32 protein-coding genes are annotated in these 21,247 nt (G+C 72.9%); 31 read left to right on the top strand and 1 reads right to left on the bottom strand.

Features of this window, described 5'->3' with window-relative positions:
- The first annotated feature begins 8 nt into the window (after positions 1-8).
- The 8 genes from ACFC1T_RS09270 (at position 9) to ACFC1T_RS09235 (ending at position 4,330) form a co-directional block, all read left to right on the top strand.
- Positions 9-638, top strand: coding sequence for a hypothetical protein (locus ACFC1T_RS09270; RefSeq protein WP_375885597.1), 630 nt, complete (start codon positions 9-11; stop codon positions 636-638).
- Between the two features lie 98 nt (positions 639-736).
- Positions 737-1,084: a hypothetical protein gene (locus ACFC1T_RS09265; protein WP_375885595.1), complete on the top strand. Its 348-nt coding sequence runs from the start codon at positions 737-739 to the stop codon at positions 1,082-1,084.
- A gap of 79 nt (positions 1,085-1,163) precedes the next feature.
- Entirely contained in the window at positions 1,164-1,685 is a 522-nt protein-coding gene (locus tag ACFC1T_RS09260; RefSeq protein WP_375885593.1) for a hypothetical protein, read from the top strand.
- 108 nt (positions 1,686-1,793) lie between these two features.
- On the top strand, positions 1,794-2,390 hold the full coding sequence (locus ACFC1T_RS09255; RefSeq protein ID WP_375885591.1) for a hypothetical protein: 597 nt from the start codon (positions 1,794-1,796) through the stop codon (positions 2,388-2,390).
- 114 nt (positions 2,391-2,504) lie between these two features.
- Entirely contained in the window at positions 2,505-3,050 is a 546-nt protein-coding gene (locus ACFC1T_RS09250) for a hypothetical protein (protein ID WP_375885589.1), read from the top strand.
- A 20-nt stretch (positions 3,051-3,070) separates the two neighbouring features.
- Positions 3,071-3,397, top strand: coding sequence for a hypothetical protein (locus ACFC1T_RS09245; RefSeq protein WP_375885587.1), 327 nt, complete (start codon positions 3,071-3,073; stop codon positions 3,395-3,397).
- 88 nt (positions 3,398-3,485) lie between these two features.
- Complete coding sequence (locus tag ACFC1T_RS09240; RefSeq protein WP_375885585.1) at positions 3,486-4,040, top strand: hypothetical protein; 555 nt, start codon at positions 3,486-3,488, stop codon at positions 4,038-4,040.
- 17 nt (positions 4,041-4,057) lie between these two features.
- Positions 4,058-4,330, top strand: coding sequence for a hypothetical protein (locus ACFC1T_RS09235; RefSeq protein WP_375885582.1), 273 nt, complete (start codon positions 4,058-4,060; stop codon positions 4,328-4,330).
- Here the strand turns inward: ACFC1T_RS09235 and ACFC1T_RS09230 are convergent.
- Positions 4,327-5,004: a hypothetical protein gene (locus ACFC1T_RS09230; RefSeq protein ID WP_375885580.1), complete on the bottom strand. Its 678-nt coding sequence runs from the start codon at positions 5,002-5,004 to the stop codon at positions 4,327-4,329. The two genes, ACFC1T_RS09235 and ACFC1T_RS09230, sit on opposite strands and share 4 nt — an antisense overlap.
- A 335-nt stretch (positions 5,005-5,339) precedes the next feature.
- On the opposite strand from ACFC1T_RS09230, the gene ACFC1T_RS09225 reads away from it, so the two are divergent.
- The 23 genes from ACFC1T_RS09225 (at position 5,340) to ACFC1T_RS09115 (ending at position 21,125) form a co-directional block, all read left to right on the top strand.
- A complete protein-coding gene (locus tag ACFC1T_RS09225; RefSeq protein ID WP_375885578.1) occupies positions 5,340-5,537 on the top strand; it encodes a hypothetical protein in 198 nt (65 codons plus the stop codon).
- A gap of 106 nt (positions 5,538-5,643) precedes the next feature.
- Positions 5,644-8,064: a hypothetical protein gene (locus tag ACFC1T_RS09220; protein WP_375885577.1), complete on the top strand. Its 2,421-nt coding sequence runs from the start codon at positions 5,644-5,646 to the stop codon at positions 8,062-8,064.
- 192 nt (positions 8,065-8,256) lie between these two features.
- Positions 8,257-8,925 carry a hypothetical protein gene (locus ACFC1T_RS09215; RefSeq protein ID WP_375885575.1) on the top strand — a complete coding sequence of 223 codons (669 nt, stop codon included), beginning with the start codon at positions 8,257-8,259 and terminating at the stop codon, positions 8,923-8,925.
- 10 nt (positions 8,926-8,935) lie between these two features.
- Complete coding sequence (locus tag ACFC1T_RS09210; protein WP_375885573.1) at positions 8,936-9,298, top strand: hypothetical protein; 363 nt, start codon at positions 8,936-8,938, stop codon at positions 9,296-9,298.
- A gap of 109 nt (positions 9,299-9,407) precedes the next feature.
- The gene (locus tag ACFC1T_RS09205) at positions 9,408-9,914 is read left to right on the top strand and encodes a hypothetical protein (RefSeq protein ID WP_375885571.1); all 507 of its coding nucleotides are present in this window, start codon (positions 9,408-9,410) and stop codon (positions 9,912-9,914) included.
- A 61-nt stretch (positions 9,915-9,975) separates the two neighbouring features.
- On the top strand, positions 9,976-10,482 hold the full coding sequence (locus ACFC1T_RS09200) for a hypothetical protein (RefSeq protein WP_375885569.1): 507 nt from the start codon (positions 9,976-9,978) through the stop codon (positions 10,480-10,482).
- Complete coding sequence (locus ACFC1T_RS09195; protein WP_375885567.1) at positions 10,479-11,213, top strand: hypothetical protein; 735 nt, start codon at positions 10,479-10,481, stop codon at positions 11,211-11,213. Before ACFC1T_RS09200 ends, ACFC1T_RS09195 begins: the two co-directional genes overlap by 4 nt.
- Positions 11,214-11,330: 117 nt before the next feature.
- On the top strand, positions 11,331-11,576 hold the full coding sequence (locus tag ACFC1T_RS09190; protein ID WP_375885565.1) for a hypothetical protein: 246 nt from the start codon (positions 11,331-11,333) through the stop codon (positions 11,574-11,576).
- Positions 11,577-11,622: 46 nt separating this feature from the next.
- Positions 11,623-11,955, top strand: a complete 333-nt coding sequence (locus ACFC1T_RS09185; RefSeq protein WP_375885562.1) for a hypothetical protein — start codon at positions 11,623-11,625, stop codon at positions 11,953-11,955.
- Positions 11,952-12,383, top strand: a complete 432-nt coding sequence (locus ACFC1T_RS09180) for a hypothetical protein (RefSeq protein WP_375885560.1) — start codon at positions 11,952-11,954, stop codon at positions 12,381-12,383. The genes ACFC1T_RS09185 and ACFC1T_RS09180 overlap by 4 nt, the downstream gene beginning before the upstream one ends.
- A gap of 20 nt (positions 12,384-12,403) precedes the next feature.
- Positions 12,404-12,541 carry a hypothetical protein gene (locus ACFC1T_RS09175; protein WP_375885557.1) on the top strand — a complete coding sequence of 46 codons (138 nt, stop codon included), beginning with the start codon at positions 12,404-12,406 and terminating at the stop codon, positions 12,539-12,541.
- A 108-nt stretch (positions 12,542-12,649) separates the two neighbouring features.
- Complete coding sequence (locus ACFC1T_RS09170; RefSeq protein ID WP_375885555.1) at positions 12,650-13,189, top strand: hypothetical protein; 540 nt, start codon at positions 12,650-12,652, stop codon at positions 13,187-13,189.
- Between the two features lie 66 nt (positions 13,190-13,255).
- On the top strand, positions 13,256-13,696 hold the full coding sequence (locus tag ACFC1T_RS09165) for a hypothetical protein (protein WP_375885554.1): 441 nt from the start codon (positions 13,256-13,258) through the stop codon (positions 13,694-13,696).
- 20 nt (positions 13,697-13,716) lie between these two features.
- Positions 13,717-14,013: a hypothetical protein gene (locus tag ACFC1T_RS09160; protein WP_375885552.1), complete on the top strand. Its 297-nt coding sequence runs from the start codon at positions 13,717-13,719 to the stop codon at positions 14,011-14,013.
- A gap of 118 nt (positions 14,014-14,131) precedes the next feature.
- The gene (locus ACFC1T_RS09155; RefSeq protein ID WP_375885550.1) at positions 14,132-14,626 is read left to right on the top strand and encodes a hypothetical protein; all 495 of its coding nucleotides are present in this window, start codon (positions 14,132-14,134) and stop codon (positions 14,624-14,626) included.
- A gap of 122 nt (positions 14,627-14,748) precedes the next feature.
- Positions 14,749-15,285, top strand: a complete 537-nt coding sequence (locus tag ACFC1T_RS09150; protein ID WP_375885548.1) for a hypothetical protein — start codon at positions 14,749-14,751, stop codon at positions 15,283-15,285.
- A 63-nt stretch (positions 15,286-15,348) separates the two neighbouring features.
- Complete coding sequence (locus tag ACFC1T_RS09145; protein WP_375885546.1) at positions 15,349-16,071, top strand: hypothetical protein; 723 nt, start codon at positions 15,349-15,351, stop codon at positions 16,069-16,071.
- Positions 16,072-16,176: 105 nt separating this feature from the next.
- Positions 16,177-17,832 (top strand): hypothetical protein, encoded by a 1,656-nt coding sequence (locus tag ACFC1T_RS09140; RefSeq protein WP_375885543.1) that lies wholly within the window; start codon positions 16,177-16,179, stop codon positions 17,830-17,832.
- Between the two features lie 92 nt (positions 17,833-17,924).
- Positions 17,925-18,746, top strand: a complete 822-nt coding sequence (locus ACFC1T_RS09135; RefSeq protein ID WP_375885540.1) for an excalibur calcium-binding domain-containing protein — start codon at positions 17,925-17,927, stop codon at positions 18,744-18,746.
- Positions 18,747-18,770: 24 nt separating this feature from the next.
- Positions 18,771-19,172: a hypothetical protein gene (locus ACFC1T_RS09130; protein WP_375885537.1), complete on the top strand. Its 402-nt coding sequence runs from the start codon at positions 18,771-18,773 to the stop codon at positions 19,170-19,172.
- A gap of 14 nt (positions 19,173-19,186) precedes the next feature.
- Entirely contained in the window at positions 19,187-19,399 is a 213-nt protein-coding gene (locus ACFC1T_RS09125; RefSeq protein WP_375885535.1) for a hypothetical protein, read from the top strand.
- 184 nt (positions 19,400-19,583) lie between these two features.
- Entirely contained in the window at positions 19,584-19,862 is a 279-nt protein-coding gene (locus ACFC1T_RS09120; RefSeq protein ID WP_375885533.1) for a hypothetical protein, read from the top strand.
- A gap of 450 nt (positions 19,863-20,312) precedes the next feature.
- Positions 20,313-21,125 (top strand): DUF2786 domain-containing protein, encoded by an 813-nt coding sequence (locus ACFC1T_RS09115; RefSeq protein ID WP_375885530.1) that lies wholly within the window; start codon positions 20,313-20,315, stop codon positions 21,123-21,125.
- The last annotated feature ends 122 nt before the right edge of the window (positions 21,126-21,247 follow it).

The raw sequence follows: 21,247 nt of genomic DNA, 5'->3' as shown, positions 1-21,247 counted from the left end.
GAGACACCATGGCCGGCATTCCCGACTCGTACACGAGCCCCGGCGGCGCGCTGCGTCTGCCGACGCTCACCATCCCGCTGCCCGAGGGCTGCGCGGCCGAGCCCGTCCAGCGCTACGAGACCGGCCTCAAGATGGCCAACACGCTGCTCGACGAGATCCTCGGCGCGACCGACACGGGCTACCGCGACGACCTCGACGACGTCCTGGACGTGCTCTTCGAGACCTCCGGCCACGACGGCTACATGCACGCGGCGGCGATCGCGTACACGCTCGACTCCGAGCTGGACGCCAACGACCCGGCGTTCCTGCCGTACGCCACCGTCGCGGTCGGCCACATGATCGCCCACATCCGCCACGCCCAGGCGCAGCCCGAGCTGACGGCGGAGGACGTCGCCGCGGCGCAGGGCCCGCGCCGCTGGCGCATCGCCGGCCACGCGGCGGGCGGCGCCGACGTCGCCGCCGAGCTGGCCGACGAGGTGCGCGCGCTCGGCGAGCGCATCGCGAAGCTGGCGGCCGGCCACAAGAACGCCGGCGGCTTCGAGGACGCGCAGCGGATCTCGGCCGAGGCGATGTCGGAGCTGACGGCGATCCTCCGGCGCGCGGCCCGCGCCGAACTGGAGACCATCACCGCGGTCTGATCCGGCCCCGGCGCAGGCAGGATTCCCCGGGCGCGGGTAGTGACCTACCCGCGCCCATCCGGTAGGTTTTACTCATCACCAAGCACCGGAGGGAATCCATGGAGCTGAACGTCAACCCCGACGTGAAGCAGCAGTACGCGCCCGGATGGGCCCTGACCCTGACCATCAGTCCGGCCGACGACTCGGCCTACCTGACCTGGTCGCCGAGCGGCTACGCGGAATCCGAGACCTTCGAGATCCGCCTGGGCCGCGACCCCCTGGACGCCGGGACCATCGCTCGGCTGCGCAGCGCCTTCGAGGACTTCCCCGCCCTCGCCACCATCCGTGGCGCCCGGTGGGAGTACGCCCACGACCAGGGGTGCCACCGGTGGGCGGACGGCCCGTGGCACGGCGCCGTCGCCGACCTCGAAGCCCGGCTGTGGGGCGCGCTCGAAGCGCGGTCCTGACACCGGCACCACATCCGCACCACACCCCGGGGCGCCCCGTACAGGGCGCCCCGCACCATCCCCAGCGATCGGAGACCCGATGTCCGTCCTCACCGCCGGCCTGCACGAGCTGCCGGCCGACACCGACCTGCGCGCCCTGGCCCTCCAGCTCGACGGCGGCGCCGTCGAGCTGGCGCGGCGGGCCGCGGTGCTGGCCGCCCCCGTGCTGGGAGCGCCGAGCCCGTTCGCGATCGGCGCGGGGGCGGCCGCCGAAGTGTCCGTGCTGGCGCGGCGGGCGGTGCGCGCGGCGCACCCCGGGGCGCAGCTGCCGCAGACCTGGTCGCAGGTGTCGTCCTGGCTGCGCCGGATCCTGGAGGACGAGCAGGACGCGCAGAAGGAGATCATCACGCTCTGCGCGGATCCGCTGGCCGGGCGCGCCGCGGGGGAGAGGGAGGGCGTCGCGCACGCCGACGAGCTGTGGCAGCGGGTCACGGGCTGGTCGTCGGTCCCGGCGTTCGTGGAGATGCCCCCGCGCGCCCTGGCGTGCGGGCACACGGCGCCGGCCGCCGCGTGGGCCGAGCAGGTTCGGTGGCTGGCCGCACACCTGCGCGACGACGCGTAGGACCGACACCCCGGGCGGCGGCAGTGAACTGCCGCCGCCCAATCGATAGTGTTTGCTCATCATCAGCGGCGCGCAGCGGGCGCGCCGACAGCGAACGGAGACGCCATCGTGGCGGTGCATTACCACGGCAGCCTGCTGCCCGACCGGACGGACATGGCCGGTCTCGACGCCGAGCGTCACGCCTTCGAGACGGAGCGCTTGAAGTCCTACGAGACCGTGTGGCGCGAGAACCTGCCCGACCGGATCACGAGCCGGTTCCCGGGGATGCCGGCGGCCGCCGTCGAGACCCTCAAGGTGAACCTGTTCCGGAGCTGGATGGCCACGGCCGGCAACATCCACGTCTACAGCGACACGCCCCCCTGGGTGCCTCTCGCCCTGATCGGCACCCCGTGGAGTGCGTGGCTGGCGCTGCCGGGCGGCTCGGCCCCCGACCGGTGCGAGCGCGTCTTCCTCGCCGCGGCGGAGTTCCTGGGCGAGGAGGAGGGGAAGCGCTACGACGAGGACGGCGCCGTGTCGGCCTGGGTGATCCGTCACCAGGAGCGCGCCGTCATGGAGTGGATCCTCTACCACGGTGCCCGGCGCAATGCGGTCGGGCGCCGCGAGTGGGCTCTGGTCTTCGACAAGGCCGAGGAGAGGTTCCTGGAGCTCGTGGACTACCCCGCGGACCAGTACTTCGAGGACCAGGATCTGGTCTGGGACCTGTAGGACCGAGCCCCTGCGGCGGCGGCAGTGACCTGCCGCCGCCCATTCGATAGCTTTTGCTCATCACGAGCGGCGCGCAGCGGGCGCGCCGCCCATCACGGCAGATCGGAGTACCGCATGAGCGAGCAGTTCGAGAGCCTGCGCGTGCCGCGCCCCTTCGCACTGGCCCTCATCCACCGGATCGGCTTCGTGCGCGACGTCGAGGAGCTGGCCGGCGTCCCCTCGCAGGACGCCTTCGCCCGCCGGATGCGCCAGGCGGTCGGCTACACCTACCGGCACGCCGACAGCGGCCTGTACGGCTGGGTGTCGGACACCGGGATTCTGACCGGCCCGGCGTACGCGAGCGCCGGGGAGGCCCGCGGCGCGCTGGCCGTCTCGGACCCGGACGGCGTCTGGTTCCACTCCGCCGTCCTGTGCCCGCCCGCGCGGTGCTCGCGCTGCGCGCGGGCGATGGGGCGCCGTCTGGTGGGGCTGTCGGTGCGCGAGGCGCCCGGGTGCACCCACCCGCGCCCGCGTCCCGTGCACTCCGAGGCGACGGGATGGCACGGCCGCTACGCCGCGGTCTCCGCGCTGGAGCGCATGAACCTCGCCTACTTCTCGGTGACCGGAACGCGTCAGCGCGCGATCTGGCTGCCCCGGGCCGACGTGCCCGCAACCCCGTGACGACGACCAGGAGGAAGAGCATGACGACCGAGACCAACGACACCGTCCCGCCGTGGACGCTCGCGCCGCCGCCGGCCGCCGACGCCGCGGTGCTGGTGTTCATCGCGAACCCCGGGCGCAGCACCGGCAAGGTGCGGGGGCTGTGGCTGATGAAGCGGGCCGACGCCCAGCGGGTCTGCGACGACCCGCGCACGGCCGCGCGCGGGCACATGCTGTGCTGGTCGAGCCCCGAGCGGCAGGGCGCGGAGGGCGAGGACTGGACGCTCGTGCGGGACAAGGGCCTGTACGACGACGTTCTCGACGCGCTCAAGGTCACGCCGCTGCGGCGGCGCCGGCACAGCCGGTAGGACCGAGGCCCTGGCGGGCGGTAGTGACCTACCGCCCGCCATTCGATAGCGTTTACTCATCACTAGAAACGAGAGATCGGAGTCCGGCATGACCGGCGAGACCATCGCCCAGCTCACCGCGCGCCTCAGCGGGCGCCCCGACACCGGCCACAGGAGCAGGACCAGGCGCGACGGCGACGGCCGGTGGATCGGCCCCGCCGCCACGTTCATGGAGCGCGCCGCCCAGGAGACCGCCCACGAGGGGGGCGCCCGGGACTACATCCTCGGCACGCTGGCCCGGGACTTCACCCTCCTGCACGCCATGCGCGAATGGACCATGCAGACGGCACTCGAAGAAGCGCCGCCCGGCGTCCCGGCCCACATCGCCGACCTCGCCGTGCACTCGCCGTTCACCACCGCCGACGACGCGTGGGCCTCCTACACCATGCTGTCGCTGCTGGACGGCGCCGACCTCGGCGACGACTTCGACCCCGAGGACGAGACGGTGCAGCAGTGGCTGTCGGACGCCGCCGACCAGGCCTACAACCTGTACATCCTGGCACACGGCCGGCAGCTGGCGATCTCGTCGGTCGAGGGCTGGGAGGCGGTCTCGTTCCTGGCGAGCGCCCGCTCCGACATCGACGTCGCGGACCACCTGCGGTGAGCGGGCGCGGCACTCCGATGACGGAACAGATCATCGCGCTCGCCGCGCGGGCCGGCCTCAACCCGCACCGCCAGGAGCCCTACGCCGGCTCCTACCTGGTCGGCCTCGACGCCAAGTCCGGTCCCGACTCGTGGTGCGGCAGCATCACGGTCGGCGCGAAGTCCGGCCGCATCCTGCGCGCCCAGCTCGTGAACCCGGGCAAGGGCCTCGTGCGCGACTACAAGGGCGCCGTCGCGATCCGCAGCGCCCTCAAGGCGTACATCGAGCTGCAGAAGACCGGCGAGTTCTAGGCCGCGTCGTCCTCCCGGCGCCGCGCGGCGTCCGGCTCGCTGTCCTCGGGCAGCGGCCGGCCGCCGCGGCGCCAGGCCTCCAGCCGGATCGGCAGCGGCGGCCGGGTCCCGGCGCCGTCCGCGTTCCACAGCTCGATGAACGCCCGCCAGTCCCGCTCGGCGCCGAAGGGGCGCAGCGGGCGGCCGGTCTTGTACTTCTTCCCGAACCGGTGGTTGGCCCAGGTCGTCACGAACAGGTGGTAGACCTCGCCGCCGGACAGCGGATCGACCAGGGAGCGCCGTACGGGCAGCCACTTCTTGAGGAGGTAGCGGATCTCGTCGGTCGCGTAGACGGTCTCCGTCAGCAGGCCGGCGGAGGTGCGGCCCTGAGGCCGGCGCACCAGGGCGTGGCTGCGCCAGCCCGGCTCGAAGTCGGTGGTGCGCAGTTCGCAGAGCTCTCCGGGACGGGCGCCCCACTGGCGGGACATCGTGGCGAACAGGGCCCGGCGCACCTCCACCGGCGTGGCGTCCCGGTGCCGGGCCTGCGCCCACAGAGCATGCAGGACATCGCGCGCTTCGTCGTCGGTGACGATCGGGCGCGGGTAGCGGTCCGGGTGCCAGACCGGGACCGAGCCGGGGGTTGACCCCTCCTCAGGGGGCGTCGATCCGCCGGAGGCCGGATCCGGTTCAGGCATCGGGGCTGGTTTTCTCGTGGTCACGGGAGCGGGTGTCTCCGGCTTCGTCGGGGTGCTCGTCCACCTATGTTGACCCTTCGCGCCGTCTCGGCGCAGCAGCGGGGGTGATCTGCCCCCGCGGCACGCGGGCGGCCGTGGGGCCGAGCCACGTGGGGTGCGGACCGATGACGGGCGCTGTCGCGGCGCTTCGGGCCCTTCGGGGGCGGGGCGGCGTGCTGTGCGGCGGCAGGGCCGAGGCCCTGCGGGGGCGTAGTGACCTACCCGCCGCCGCCCGATAGCTTTTACTCATCACGAACGAGCGGGCCGCAGGGCCCCGGAGCGAAGAGGAGCGCGGCATGAGTCACGCCGAACGGACGGGCGCCGAGCGCGCCGCCCTGGCCGACCTGATCCTGCGCAGTACGGAGCCGTTCGCGCCGGCGGTGCTGCGGTTCAACTTCCTACGGCACCACTGCGCGGTCTGCTCGGAGCTGGCCTTCGAGTGCGCCGAGCTGGTCATCGGCGACGACGGCCTCTACGGGGCGCCGGCAGCGTGACGCGGCGCGGCGGGAGGTGATGGACGCCCTGCCGTCGAGCAGTGCGCCATCACCTCCCCCTCCGATAGCTTTTACTCATCACCAACCGAACGAAAGTGAGGACACCGTGTCCGACACCATCACCGTCCCCGCGCCCGAGGGCATCCACCCCGAGCGCGAGAAGTTCCTGAGCGGGCTGATCACGGTTCCCGAGCGCACCGAGACCCGCGTGATGAACGGCAGCGCCACCAGCTTCCACCTGCTGGCCGCGATCGAGGCGAAGGGCTGCACCACCACCGCGAAGTACGTGCCGACCGAGAAGCAGGCGCAGGCGCTGGACTACTGGTCGATCTGCTCGCCGTGCGCGGTGTGGGTGCTGCGCTCCGGCAGCGAGGCCGCGGCGCGGCTCAAGTCGGGGGCGTCGCGGATCCAGCACGAGGTGACGGCCGCCGACGCGGTGCTGCTCGCCCAGGGGCTGCGGATGTTCGCCGACGACGACGTGGTCACCCACCGCGTGACGCACAAGACCGCCACGATCCTCGGCGCGGCGACGCACCCGCGCACCGGGGACCGCGTCTACACGCTGCGGTGGGACGGCAAGGAGACCACGGACCAGGTCGAGCCGCGACTGCTGGAGTTCGACGCCCCCACGACCCTCGCCCGGCGTGAAGCGGCCGGCATCGACGCGGACGCGGTGCCCGGCGGTGAGCAGGACGAGGAGCCGCAGGACGCGCCGGCCGGCGGGGCGGCAGAGACCGAAGCGACCGAAGCGACCGAGGTTGCGGACTGCTCCGACGAGGTGACGCAGGAGCCGCAGGCGGGCACCGAGCTGGAGCTGTACCGCGGCGGCTCGGACGAGGACGCCGAGGACATGGACGGTTTCGACGCCGAGCCTCCGGTGCTGCCGCTGGAGGCGGAGATCTGGCAGAACGTCGACAAGGAGTCGGGCCGCGAGAAGTGGCTGGTGACCACCGAGGACGGGTTCGGCTACGAGGTCGAGGGGATCCACCCCGGGCGCGAGTCCGAGTTCTGGACCGTCAAGTGGCTGCCGAAGAGCCCGGCCTCGGCGAGTGCGAGCGACGCGCCGAAGTCGAGGACCCGCGAGGACGTGGCGGCGTGGATGCGCCAGGACTCCATGCAGCGGCGCGAGGGCCGCGAGGCGTGGGAGCGCCACCCGGCGCTCACCGGCCACCTCCCCTTCGACACGGAGACCCAGGTCACCGAGCTGGAGCAGGACTACTGGCGGGTGACGCGCTTCGGCCAGGAGTTCCGGGTCATGAAGTTCGGATGGGGGCACGAGGTGCGCGCCGCGCACGAGTCGCCGGACGGCCGGACCCCGGAGCAGCGCGGCATGCGGTTCGAGCAGGCCATACACGACGCGATGGGCGCCGCGCTGGACAACGTCGTGACGACGAAGATGACCGTCGTCGGTCGCGTGGGCGAGTTCGGGCAGTGCGACGGGTGCTCCCTGAGCGGGGCGACGAAGCCGCTGGCGCTCGTGGAGATCGTCGCGGCGGACCCGGTGGCGCTGTGCGTCGGGCACGTGATCGGGTACAACCTGTTCCCGCAGGAGGTCACGGCCGGCCTGGACGACAAGGGCGAGATCCGCAAGGCGGTCTGGAAGTGGGCGGAGTCGCTGGGATCGCACCCGATGCCCGGGGCGTCCGTGCAGAGCGGCGCGCCGAAGGCGGACGCGCAGGACGGGCCGGAGCTGACCCGGGAGGAGGCCGAGAAGCTGTGGACCAAGGGCACGCGGGTGCGCAGCACGAAGGACGGGCGCACGGGTGAGTTCCTGCGGCTGAGCAGCGGCACCATGGCGACGGTGAACACCGCGCTCAAGGGACAGGTGCGGTGGGAGGACACGAAGTCGCTGTCGTACCCGTTCCTGTCGAGCCTGGAGCGGATCGACGCCGAGGGGAACGTCGTCGGCGACGGCGGGGCGCTGGCCGCGCAGGACGACGGCGCGGACGGCGCGGACGGCGCGGACGGCGCGGGTGCCGACGCGCAGCAGAAGGACGAGGCCCAGGACCAGGAGCAGCAGCAGGAGGAGTCGCTGCCGGCGCCGGAGATCGACCTGGACACGGCGACGGAGGAGGAGCTGCGGGCGGAGGTGGCGCGGCTGCGGGAGGTGGTGGCCGGCCTGCGGGTGGCGGCGGCGGGGACGCCGAAGAAGCGCGCGTCGTCGGGTGGATCGCGGGCGCGGTCGACGCGGACGGTCGAGCCGCTTGAGCTGCCCAAGAACCTGGGCGCGGACGCGACGGTCGGCGACTGGGTGGCGTGGCGGGTGGAGAAGCTGGGGATGTCCACGCACCACAACAAGAACACCCGCGAGGTGTGGCGCCGTCACGACAAGAACGTGTCGGAGTTCTCGGACGGCATCGTGATGAAGGAGCTGGACGCGAAGAAGATGGCGCAGGTCGTGCGGCAGATGATCGAGAAGCGGCCGACCATCGCGCTCGCAACGCACCTGGCGCAGACCATCCTGCTGGTGAAGGTGGCCGGCCTGGCGGGGGCGGACATCGACGGGTGGCGTCAGCTCGTCGGCTGACGGCGGCGGAAGGTGGGGGGTAGTGACCTACCCCCCACCTTCCGATAGCTTTTACTCATCGCCGGGTGAACGTGGCGCCCACCGGGGCCCGTTCACCAGGGATGGATGACAGATGCTCAGCATCATGGTTCGATAGTATTTACTCAACTCTGGCAGGCTGTCTTTGGCGGTCTGCGGAAAGGGGGGCGCGCCATGCCGGCCGCAGTCCTCGCCACCTGCGACATCGAGACCGTCCAGAACGTCCCCCGGGGTCCGCGCTCCTACCGCGCGGTGTGCACCGCGCACGGCATCGTCGGCGCCCTGCGCTCGCACTCCGAGCGCGCCGGCCTCGACGCGAGGGAGCACATGCGCCTGGAGCACTCCAGCGCGCCGCGCGCGGTCGACCGCGGGCGCCTGTCGCTCGCCAACGCGCTGGAGAACGCCTACCCCACCCCGGCGCCGGACTGGGTCGTCACCCTCGCCTGGGAGGAGCACGAGGAGCGCACCGTCCCCGCCGAGCAGCGCCGCAGCCCGATCGACCCGTTCGGCGACGTCACCAAGATCCTGATGAACGGCCGGTGGTACCACCCGGCCTGGTACGAGATGTCCCACAACGCGCGCCGGCACGCCGCGACCGCGTTCTCGACCTGGGCGAGCCCCCGGGACAAGGAGCGCGAGATCCAGTGGTTCGCGGCCTGCTACCGCACCGACCCGCGCACCGCCCGGCGCCTGGCCCGCACGGTGTTCCTGCGCCAGCGGCGGCGCACCGCCGCCCACGAGCGGCGCGACCTGATCGGCCGCCTGACCCGCTGGCACAAGGGTTGCATGAAGGACGGCCGCTGCCTGTGCCACCACCTCCCCGCCCTGCCCGACCAGCCCTGAGGAGCCCGCGATGGCCGCCCGCTTACTGGAACGCACGGACCTGCCGAAGTCCCCCGTGTCGGGACGCCACGTCAGCACGTGGGCCGTGGCCTGCGACCGCTGCCCCGCGCTGCTGCTGGACTCCGACACGGGCACCGCGGTGCACCACCTGACCAAGCCGAGCGCGGAGGCCGGCGCGCGGGCGGCCGGATGGCACGTCTCGACCGTGCGCCAGGACACCCCCGCCGCCGTCCGGGCCCGGGGGAACCTGCCGGCGTACGTACTGCGCACGATCACCCTGTGCCCGTCCTGCTGCGGGCCGGCCGGCCTCGCGCCGCACCCGGCCGGGCTGTCGGCGCTGCTGCCGAGTCCGAGCCCGTACCCGGCTCCGTAGGGCGTCGCACGGCGGGGCAGTGACCTACCCGCGCCCATTCGATAGCGTTTACTCATCACCAACCGGGGCGCCCGCACGGGGCGCCCCGGGAACCGAGGAGAACAGCACCGTGATTGTCGACATCCTGCGCCTCACCGAGTGCCCGGCCAAGGAGCCGTGCGCCGAGGACGCGATCAACGTCTACATCCTGGCCGACCCCGGCAAGGAGCCGGACATCTGGGACACCAAGCTCGTGAGCTGCTGCCGGCAGCGCGCACAGGCCTACGCCGAGGGCCACGCCGTGGCGCACTTCAAGGAGAAGGCCGAGCTGCCGCCGATGCCGACCGGGGACCAGCTGGCCGAGGTCGACCGCGCGCTCGCGTACATGCGCCGCCCCGGCGGCCAGGCCGCCCTCCAGCACGACACGCAGCGGTGGGCCGCGGCCTACTGCGCGCTGAACCTCCCCCCGCAGGACGTCCTGGGGCGACCGCTCGGGACCGCGGACCGGTACCACTCCTGGAGGTGGCACCTCAACTCGGCGGCCTACGACCTGCTGCAGGCCTACTCCTGGCGCCAGAAGGAAGTCCGGGAACGGCAGGTGGCCCCGGACAGCGAGCCGTCTGCACGCACTCGATAGCTGTCAACACTGGCCGGGGCGCCCGTACACGGCGCCCCGGCGGACAAAGGAGAACACCACCGTGATTGTCGACATCCTCCGCCTCACCGAGTGCCCGGCCAAGGAGCCGTGCGCCGAGGACGCGATCAACGTCTACTACCTGGCGACCCCCGGCCGGGCGCCGGTCCCGACCGACAACCTGGCCGTCAGCTGCTGCCCCGAGCGCGCCCAGGTCTACGTGGCGCGCTTCACCGCCGCCGCGCACCTCAAGGAGAAGGCCGAGCTGCCGGCGCTTCCCACCGCCGAGCAGATGGCCCCGATCGACCGGGCGCTCGCCGCCCTGCACCGGCACACCGGGGCCGGCATGGCCCTGCGGCCCGAGGAACGCGTCCTGGCGGCGGCGTACTGCGCGCTCACGCTGCCCAAGAAGACGCCCCTCGACCAGGTACTCGGGACCGCCGAGCGCTACGAGGCGTGGATGCGCTACCGCGAACGGACGGACTACGAGCTGCTGCTCATCTACGGGCACCGCAAGGCCGGCCAGGCCCAGGCCGCGGCCCGCGCCGCCCGGACGGGAGAAGCCCGGTGAGCGAGGCGACGATCGTGGTGTCGGTACAGGACCAGGGCGAGCCGGGTGTCCCGCTCTGGGTGGTGTGCTGCTCGGAGTGCGGAGAGGTCGGCCAGGACGGAGACGACGAACGGGCCGCGCGGGACCGCGACCTGCACGCCGAGCGCCACCGCTTCCGCGGCCGGTTCACGGCGACCGAGTCCATGCCGGAGGAGTTCGAGGACCGTCCCCGGTTCCCGGCCGCCCCGTTCTGGGTGGAGACGACCGCCGGCACCCGGGTGCGCATGGCGGCGGTGAACCTGTTGACGGTCGCGCCCGACGACATGGTCTACACGCCGTCGATCCTGAGCTGGGACAACCCGCTGACGACGGTGAAGTACTTCGGGGTGGCCCTGGTGTTCGCGCCCCGCCGTCTCAAGCAGCTGGCGTTCTGGCGCGACATGGCCGGCAATCCGAGGGTCGGCTACACCATGGGGCCGGAGCCGGGGCGCACCGACGATCTGGTGGAGGACGCGTTCGAGGGCCGGTGGGAGACCGTGCTCGTGGAGGCTCCGGGGCCGGCGGTGGTGGAGATCCGCGAGCGCCCCGACGTGATGTCCCCGGTGTTCGTGCACTGCACGGCGTGCGGGCCCGTCGAGAAAGGGCCCCGTGATCGGGTGCGCGGCTTCGGGCGCGTGTTCTGGGAGCGGGTGCGCCGTGAGCACGCCGAAGGGCACCCGGACGCGGTGATGCCGGAGTTCGCGGGCTGGTAGGGCGCGCGTCACCTCGGGAGGCAGTGACCTACCCATGCCCATTCAATAGTGTTTACTCATCACCAAACGGGGCGGCCGGACGGCCGCCCCGTTTCCCGCACCCGAGGAGGAACCGCCATGGCGGACAAGATCGACAAGGACGAGCCCGTCACCGTCTCGCTGCGCTTCCCCAGTGCGACCGCGGCGCTGCTGTGGCTGGAGGGGCAGCGGATCGTCAACCGCGAGGACTTCGGCGGCAAGGACCTGTTCCTGGCCGACGCCCTCGACATCCGGCGCGGCGCCGCGCCGGGGTCCTTCGTGCTGGACACCCTGACCGGCCGCGGCGGCTTCGACCAGTCGCTGCGGACCCTGACCGGCCTGTGACCCCCGGCCGGCCGTGGCCGGCCACGACAACCGAGGAGAGACCGACATGAACATCGACTTCGTGTACCGCAACACCGGCGGCATGTTCGAGGTGCACGCCCAGGGCTGCCGCGACGCCGTGCGCGTCGCCCGCTACTACGACCAGCAGACGCCCTTCACCGCCGAGATCGAGGACCTGATCGCCGCCGCCGAGTGGATGTACGGCGAGACGTCGGAGGACAACAACGTGAAGTACTCGATCGGCTGGTGGCAGGAGGTGCGCGAGGGCGGCCTGCTCGGCGCCGAGTACAAGCCGTGCATGAAGGAGCTGCCGCTGGCCAGCGCCGAGCGCATCGCGCAGGGCCGCGTGCCGCAGCCGTACCTCAAGGACGTCGGGTGAGCGCTCCCGAGATCCCGTGGCAGGACGAACCGGTCGTCGCGGCGCTGCTCACGCCCGCGGCGCCCGGCCGCCCGGTCGTCCTGGACTCCGTGGCGCTGCTCGGCGAGGCGCCGGCCGTGGCCGGCGACGACGCGGGGCGCCTGGAGTACCTGGTGCTGCTCGGCGGCGGGGCGGCGCGCGACGTCGCCCCGCACGGGTGGGGCACGGCGACGGCCGAAGGGGTGCCGGAGGTCCACATTCTCGCGGGGCCGTGGGAGTACCGCGCCCCCGAGGACGGCACCCTCGGGGTCGCGACGCTCGCGGGCGCCGAGTGCGGCCGGATGGTCGAGCACAAGAGCGAACCGGCATGGCAGGTGCGCCCGCGCGGGCCGTGGCGGGCGACGACCTGCCGGGCGTGCGTGCGCGCGGTGGCCGCGCGCCGGAACTGACCGACAGGAGGAACAGGAACGTGGAGGACGAGATGCGCACCGCCGAGGACGAGCAGGACGAGATGACGCAGGAGGAGCGCGCGCAGGCGCTGCGGATGCTCGCGGCGGCGCGGCGTCTGCGGGCCGGCCTGGGGAGCGGCGGCGCGGCTCCCGCGTAGGGGGCGGTGGGCGGCGGGTAGTGACCTACCGCCGCCCACTCGATAGTGTTTACTCATCACCAAGCGGCGCGTCCACCGGGCGCGACGCCCGACCACCAGGAGGAGCACATGGTCTCGACCGAGATCGCACACGGGATGCTGGCCAAGTACCTCGGCATCCCCGTCCACGCCCTGCACGAGGTGACGGTCGCCGACGACCCGTCCGCGCCGAGCCCGCAGTTCGTTCAGGCCGGCATCGTCTTCGAGCACGCCCGCGACGGCGCCGGCACCGGCGAGTTCGGGATCGTCACCGCCAACGGCGTCGTCCTCGTGCCCGGCCTGGAGAGCCGCGAGCAGGCCGAGACGGTCCTGCGGGTGTGGCCGCGCGGCCCCGAGAGCCGCAAGACCGTCCACGGGCCGGCCGACTGCTGGGTCTGCTGCGAGAACGCGATCTACCTCGCCGAGAACGACCTGTCCGTCTTCACCGAGAACCCGGGCAGGTCGACGTTCACGGCGCACCAGCTGGAGAAGTGGCCGGCCTCGCAGGCGGCCGGCATGGACCAGCTGGCCCACTACAACCGGGCCCTGGCCGAGTCCCTGGCCGGCGAGCGCGCCGCTCTGGCCCGCAGCCACGACGAGGTGGCGGGCATCCTCGAACAGCGCGACTGAGCCAGCACCGTAGGCCCGGGGCGAAGTGCTCGCCCCGGGCCCGTCGAACACGAGAAGGAGGACACGATGTCGGAGATGGTGAAGAGGCCGGCGCGCAAGCCCGCGCGGAAGATGTCCGCGACCGAGCGCGCGGCACGGGACGTGCTCAACGCGATGGTGCGCGAGGGCGAGATCGACCGGTGGCACGCCAACCGGGTCCTCAAGTTCGCGCTGCCGTTCGTACCGGGGGTGCTGGCCAGGGCGCGGCTGTCCGGGTGGGACCCGGACGACCTGCACGCGTACTTCCAGGAGAAGCTGGCCGACGCCGTCGCGCGGCGCGACGCCGCCGACAACGACGTGAGGAGGCACATGGCACGCGGCCGGGTCGCGGCAGTGCGCATCTACATCGCGATGTGGGCCGGCCTGCGAGTCGACTACGCCCGCTTCGTCGAGGCCCTGCGCGAGGCCGGCGGGGGCCCGGTGCCGCTGAACCGGGCGCAGCTTCCGGCCGAGCCGACCTACAGCTGAGGATCGAGAGGAGAGCGGCGATGACGTACGGGCATCCGTTCATGGGCAACGCGGTGGCGCAGAACAAGGCGCACCGGGCCGACGAGGTGTGGAAGGACATGGGGTCGGGGGTGCACCGGCGCGCGGACGGGGTGGAGATCCGGCGCAACGCGTCGGGGCGGCCGTGGAAGTGGCTGGCGTACACCGCGGACGGCGCGGTGTGGCGCGGAGAGCGGTTCGTTGTCGGCGGCCACTCGCTGACGCTGGCGAAGTACGACGTGTACCGGGAGGAGCGGGTGACGGAGCGCCGGCAGAAGGAGGGCGGCGCGGCCGGGTAGGGGGTGGCTCACCTGCGGGCGGGCAGTGACCTGCCCGCATCCAATCGATAGTGTTTACTCATCACCAAATGCGGGGCGTCCGGGACGGGGCGCCCCGCCCGACCACGAGGAGGCCAGCGTGCTGTTCGAGCCCGTGACCACCGAGAACCACACCAACTACGTCATGCCGAAGGCCGGCGGCGGCTACGAGATCCGCCTGACCGAGCGCGGCGAGGTCCTGGTCACGACGGTGCCCGGCGGCCGGTTCGTGTCCATGGGCGCGCTGTGGCGTGCGACGCCCGTCTCCTACGACCCGGTCGACGAGGGCTGGTTCCACGAGGTGTACGCGGCGTTCGGCGACGACCCGCGCGAGTACTACACCGGCCGGGCCTGGCGCGGAAGCACCGCCGAGCGGATCTCGCGGATGGCCTACGACGACACCTTCGGCTTCGAGCTGCGGGCCAAGCTGTTCCCCGTCGCCGAGATCGACCCGTGCTCGTGCCGCTTCTACCACGGCGAGAACGCGTGCCGCGGCTGCGGGACGCAGCTCGGCGAGCACGGCAGGACCGAGGCCGCCGCGGCCGTCGAGACGGCCGTCTACGGTCCGTACTCGCTGGCCGGCCGCCGGGACTGACCCCGTGCCGCCTGCGTGGCCGGCCGGCCTGGCGCTGGCCGGCCGCGCAGGAGCCACGGGCCACCGGGCCCGCCTCCCGCACGACCCTTCCCGACCCCGTACCGACGAACGGAGACACCGTCATGCCCTCACCCGACATCGCGACCGCCCAGGACCACACCCGGCGCGTCATCCCCGGCCCGAGCGGCTGGCAGATCGCCTTCCCCGACCAGGACCGCGCGCTCACCTGGCCGTGCAACAACCGGCCCGGCCAGTGGGTCGGCAACGGCGCCGTCTTCCGGGTCGGCGAGCTGGAGGACAAGCCGGTGAACGGACGCCGCTGGCACGTCGTGCACGCGGTGATTCCCGGCCGGCCGGGCACGACGGCCAAGGAGCACGAAGTCGGCTTCCTCGTGGAGGGCGGCGACCTCGAGGCGATGGTCGCCGAGCAGGTCTACGACGACCCGTTCGGCTACGAGCTGCGCGTCTCGATGCTGCCGGTGGCCGACATCGACCCGTGCCGCTGCCTCTTCTCCAGCGGCCGTTGCAACGGCTGCGGTGCCCGCGCGAGCGCGGAGGGCTGGTTCGGCGACACCGAGGCGGCCGGCCAGGTGCGCCGAGACCTGTACGGGGAGTACTCGGACGGCACGATCCCGCAGCCGCGTACGGCGCGGAGCTGACCAGCAAAACGGCGCCCGGCCTGCTGCCGGGCGCCGGCACACCATCAGGAGAGGACGATTCGGATGTGGACTGAGGACGGCCGGGGTGTCAGCCGGGCCGGAGTGCTGCGGGTGATCGAGACCGCGGACGGCCGGTTCGTGATCACGGACCCGGGCGAGGGCCAGCCGCTGGTGGCGGACGTCAGCGACCAGCTCCAGGAGGTGCACTACGCGCTCGGCGCGCTGTTCAGCGCCGGCACCGCCTACTACCGCGAGGACCGGGGCGCCGACGTGCAGGGCATGTTCGTGACCTTCGGCGACGGCGCCGTGCGGTTCGTGTCGGAGATCCCGGCGGGGTACCTGCGCGAGGTCGTGGAGGAGATGGCCTGCGACGACCCGTTCGGGTTCGAGCTGCGCGCCTCGGTCCGGCGGGTGGCGGTGCTGGAGGACTGCTGGTGCGTCTACCAGCAGCAGGCTGGGTTCCGGCGCCGGATGGCGTGCGTGGGCTGTGAGGACGTCCTGAACGGCTTCGGGCTGTCCGTCGCGGCCGATGCCGTGTGGCGCAGCGTGTACGGGGCGGCGTCGTTGCCGTACGGGGCGGTTCCGCGTGAGGTCACGGCGGTGCGCGAGGTCGCCGAGAAGGGGCGCGTTCTGATGGCCTCGTGGCAGCGTGAGCGGTGCGCCGTGGCGCAGGAGGCGCGGGAGGACGGCGACGGGGTGCCCGATCTGGGCGGGGCTCGGCGGCCGTTCGAGATGCAGGCGTTCGCGCTGGTGTCGGAGCTGGCCGGGCTCGGCATCCGGGGCTGAGCGGCGGTCGGGGGGTAGGTGGCGGGTCACCTGCGGTGGCAGTGACCTACCCCCCGCCATTCGATAGCGTTTACTCATCACCAAGCACACGGAAGCGAGGATGCGATGAGCACCTTCAAGCGCGTACAGGCCGGGCAGTACCGGCGCGAGGACGGCACCGAGATCCGCAAGGAGACCGGGCTGGCCAAGCAGTGGGCGGCGTACGGCCCCACGGGGGAGCCGATCCGCCGCGAGGACCGCTCCCCGGTGGGCGGCGACACCCTCAAGGAGGCGAAGGACGACCTCGCCGCACACGAGGCCGACCAGGCGCCGGCCGCCGCCGGGCCCGTCGCCCCGGTGGAGGAGCAGACCGACGATGTCCTGCGGGACGCGGCGGCCGACATCCTGGCCGAGCAGCTGGAGGAGATCCGCCGGATCCGCGAGGCGTGGCAGGTCGCGGGCGGCCTCAACGGCTGCCGGGTGCACGTTGAGCGCGAGGTGAAGTACTGGCCGCCGCAGATCGGCGCGGGGCCGCGGATGATCGTGCAGCGCGGCACCGTCACCGAGGTCGGAGCGGCCTGCGTGCGGGTGGAGTGGGCGGAGGCGGCCGGTGTCGCCGAGGAGGTGCCCATCGAGGACGTGCGGCTCGTGCGGCACGAGGACCTGGCGCGGGAGCGGCGGGCGTTCGGCTGGGCGGTCGGGGACCTGGTGCGGCGCGGCCCGCTCGCGGACGACCAGGCGCCGGGCGTCGTCGTGGAGGGCCGCAAGGCGAACAACGTGAACTCGCGGTCGGTGCGGGTGCACTGGCTGGAGGGCACCTGCGTGGGCCGCTCCAGCTGGACCGAGTCCATGGGGATCCGGCACGCCAACAACTACGGCGGCGACTGGACGATGATGGGCGGCCGTCTGGTGCAGCACCCGAGCCCGGAGGAAGGCTCGCGCCGCGAGGAGAAGTACGCGGTGCTGCGCGACCAGTGGGCCGGCCACCAGGGCGCACCGGACGCGGACCTGGCGCGGCAGGTCGAAGCCGACACGAAGGCCGGCGACCCGCAGTTCGTCGTACAGGCGACCCCGGAGGTGCGCAAGAACGAGACCATCGCGGCCTACGGGGTGAACCTGTGGAAGCTGACCACGGCCGAGGGCTTCGCCTACCACCTGCGGTGGCGCTCGCCGGGGCAGGTGCCGACCGCCCCGGAGCCGTGGAGCGCGGTGCTGGCGAAGCCGGTCACCCCGGTCGGCACGGACCTGCACCTGGTCGGGCTGCTGGCCACGGTGCGCGCGGACTCCGAGAACCGCGCGCAGCGGGCCCACAAGGTCGCGGCCGAACGGCGAAGGGCCGAGCGCAACGCGCAGATGGAAGCGGACGCGAACACGCCGGTGCCGACCGGCGGTGACCCGGATCCGCTGGTGGGCCGCGTGCGGATCACCGCGGACGGCCCGGACTTCGGCGGCCGGGCGCCGGTCGAGCTCGGGACGGTGGGGCACCTGATCGCCCGGCACGCCCACCACGGTCTTCTCGGGGTGAGCGAAGGGACGTTCGCGGTGTACATGGCCCGGCACCAGGAGTACCTGGCCGAGTTGGTCGACGCACTGCCGCTGGACGAGCTGACGCCCACCGCGGTGGCCGCGGCGGTCGGGACGCTGGTCGTCGAGCACAAGGTGTCGAAGAAGGCCGCGGTTCAGGCGCCGCTGCTGCTGGCGAGGATCAGCGCCCGGGTGACCGGCCAGGGGCTGTACGAGACCGACCCGGTGAACGGCTTCCGGGCGCTGCTCGGGTTCTGACCCGGGGTTCAGGTAGAGACGGATGCGGGGTCGGCCGCCCCTGGGGACGGGGCGGCCGGCCCCCGGCGACGAGCGGAAGAGGGGTGGCCGCGGTGGGGCGGCGCAGTGCGTGGCGGGACGAGTTCCGGCAGATCCACACCGGGATCGAAGAGGTGTTGAACCGGCAGAACGAGATCGCGTCGGAGACGGGGGTGAGGCTCGACGACCTGCTGGCGCGGCAGGACGACCTGGAGCGCCAGCAGCTGGAGGACCGGGAGCGGTTCAGTGCCGCGCTGGAACGCGGCGAGGAGGCGGGCAGTCTTCGCGAGGACGTGAACGCGGGGGGCGGTTCACCGTGGCGCCGCCGCGCGCAGCAGCACCACGAGGACGGAGCCGAGCCCAGGCGGGGCGACGGCGGCGCGCGCCGGGAGGCGAAGGAGAAGGTGGTGAAGCTGCTCAAGCATCCGGCGGCCCTGGGGGCACTGGGCATGCTGGTTCTGGTGTCGGTGGTGGCGGGGGCGGCCGGTGTCGTACCGCCACCGCCCGTACGGCCGGGGCTTCCGGCGGGGTGGCCGTCGCCGCCGGCGTACCAGGTACCGGCGTGGCCGCAGCCCGTCCCGCCGGCCACGGTGCCGGTACCCACCGCGGTGGTGCCCCTCGGCGGCATGCCGGTTCCGCAGCCGACCGTGACGGTCACCCGCACCGCGCAGGGACGTCCCGCGCCGACCGTCACGGTGCTCGTCACGCCCCCGGCGCCCGTACCGGACGGCGCCGCGCCGCGCGGTCCGGGCGGCACGTACCGCGACTGCGCGGAGGTGCGGGCCGCCGGGAAGGCGCCGCTGCACCGGGGAGAGCCCGGGTTCAACCCGAAGCTCGACTGGGACCACGACGGGGTCGAGTGCACGCCGTCGTGGTCGGCGTCGGGCCGCAAGTAGCCGATTCACAAGGAGAGTCAAGCCATGGGCATGAGGATGACCAAGTACCTGCCGCAGTTCCCCGACCTGGTGGCGGCGCGCCGCCTGGAGGGCGTCGAACCGGAGCCGTCGCTGTTCGGCGAGATCGTGTACCGGGGCAGCTGCGACCTGTGCGATACGCCGGTGGAGGACGGCGACGTGTCGGCGGCGGTGTTCGAGGGCCCGTCGCAGGGCGAGATGTGGGAGCGCATCCGGGGCGCGGCGCGCTCGCGGGGGTGGCACGCGTCGTTCGTGAAGGTCCGCGACCACGACGGGCGGTGGGTCGGCCCGGTGGGGTGGGCGGTGCGCCCGGGGACGGAGGCCGGCACCCTGGTGTGCCCCGACTGCGCCGTGGTCGCGCGGGTCGCCCCGCACCCGGCCGGCCTGTCCGCGGCCCTGCCGAGCTGAGGAAGAATCCGATCATGACGGAGAAGCGCAAGCACAAGATGTACCCGGAGCTGGCGACCGGACTGGTCGAGCCCGGTGACGACACGATGATGTGCACGGTGTGCGGCCGACAGGCCCTGATGTACTCCCTCGACACCGAGCAGCACCAGTGGTTCAGCTGCCCCGAGCACACGGGCGCGGTCCTGCTGCGCCTGATCCGTACGGGGTTCGGGGTGGATCCGCGCTGAGCCGCTGCCGCTCGTGCCGGGCCGCCTCCCCACCGTGGGAGGCGGCCCGGCGGCGTCTTGACGGGCGAACACGGGGACCGTTCGGCGTGGTCGGCGCGGCCTCGGCATCAGGCCGGGACCGGGGCGCGTCCGTTCCGAACGGGAGCGGTGGAACAGGCAGAACCCTTGGAAGGGGTTGATCAGCATGGGTGACGTGGACGAGGCCGGCGGCCTGCGGTACGTGGTGGCCGACCTGTACGTGACGGACGGTACGGGGGGCTGGGAGTTCGTGAGCACCGGACTGCACACGCTGACGCCGGGCCGTACGCCGGAGGAGGACATCCCGGCGATGGAGGCCGCGCGGCGCACCGGCCGGCCTGAGGACGGGGTGCTGCTGCGGGTGCGGAACGTGGAGGAGGTCGAGGGGCGGGAAGCCGGGCGCCGGTTGGTGGCGCGGCGGGAAACGTGGCGTGCTGGCGGGTGACCGTTGGGGCACCGAATCGTGGCGGCCTGCCATGGTGTCGGATCCGCCGCGGGCGGGGTCCGGAGGAGCCCGTGGCGGGGCTTCCGCGCGCCGAAGGCTCCCGCTCGCGGCGGGAGGGCAGTTTCCTCCCCGGGTGGCAGGGGCGCAGCGCAGCGGGCGCGGCACTGCCGGGCCAGGCTTGCCTGGCGCTCGCGGAGGGGGTATCACGCGTGCACGTTTTTGAATATATGGATTATGGCCCTGACCTGGGGTTTTGCTGACGCAAGGGTGCGCTTGCGCACCGCTAGTGGTGCGGAAGCGCACCCTTAGCCGCCCGGGTGCGGGGCGGCGGCCAGCGGGCAGGGTGCGGGTCACCTTGGGCAGGCAGTGACCCCACCACGCCCAATCGATAGCTTTTACTCATCACGAAGCGCCGCACACGGGTGGGGCGCGCAACCGGAGAGGCCGGCCATGACCGAGCAGCAGGACATCGACCAGAAGAAGATCGAGCGCATGAAGCGCAGGATCAAGAAGATCCTCGACCGCGCGAACCACACCGGCCAGTCGAAGGAGGAGGCCGAAGCCGCAGCCGCGCTCGCCCACGAGCTGATGGCGCAGTACCAGATCGAGGAAGCCGACCTGAGGGACGCGGCCGGCGAGCAGCAGCCGGAGGACATCGTGCAGCACACCGTGCTGATCCCGAACCCCGGCAACACCGGACGGCAGCGGCGCGCCGCCTTCGAACAGATCGCCATGGCCTACGGCGGCGTGACGGTCGCCTGGCGCGAGCCCGACGACAACGGCAGCACCGCGCACTACACGATCGTGGCGTTCATGCCAGCCTCCACCGCCGAGTTCCTCGAACTCATGTGGCCGGCCATGGTTCTCCAGGCCGAGGGGATGCTGGCGCAGGACGCCAAGGGGGAACGGGAGTACCTCAGCGGCGCGTGGCGGACCCAGAAGGAGATCAACCGGGAGATGGCGCGCTTCCGCCGGGACTGGTGGGTCGGATGGGGGCAGCGCACCGCGGCGAAGATCCGCAGCGTCCGCGCCAAGGCCTTCGACGAGGCGCGCGGTACCGGCTCCGGCGAACTGGTGCTGCTGTCGGACCACGAGCGCAGCAAGGCCGCACGGGACAAGCGGTTCACCAAGCTGAGGACCGCCAAGGGCCCGAAGATCCAGTCCGGTGCCGGGCTGAACGCCGGCCTCGTGGCCGGGATGCGGACCCTGATAGGCCAGACCGAGCTTGCCGACCAGGGCGCGATGTCGGGTCTCGGAGGCTGATGAGCGGGCCGGCGGTGGGGGCGCGGGGCGGTGGCGCCCCCCCCCCGGCGCCCCGGCGCGGCGCGCCCGGGGGGGGCGGGCCGCCGGATACCCCCCCCGCGGGGCCGCGCGTCCCCGCGGGC

The sequence above is a fragment of the Kitasatospora sp. NPDC056076 genome, from assembly GCF_042266305.1.
Classification (GTDB): Bacteria; Actinomycetota; Actinomycetes; order Streptomycetales; family Streptomycetaceae; genus Kitasatospora.
This window is presented reverse-complemented; position numbering and strand designations above follow the sequence as displayed.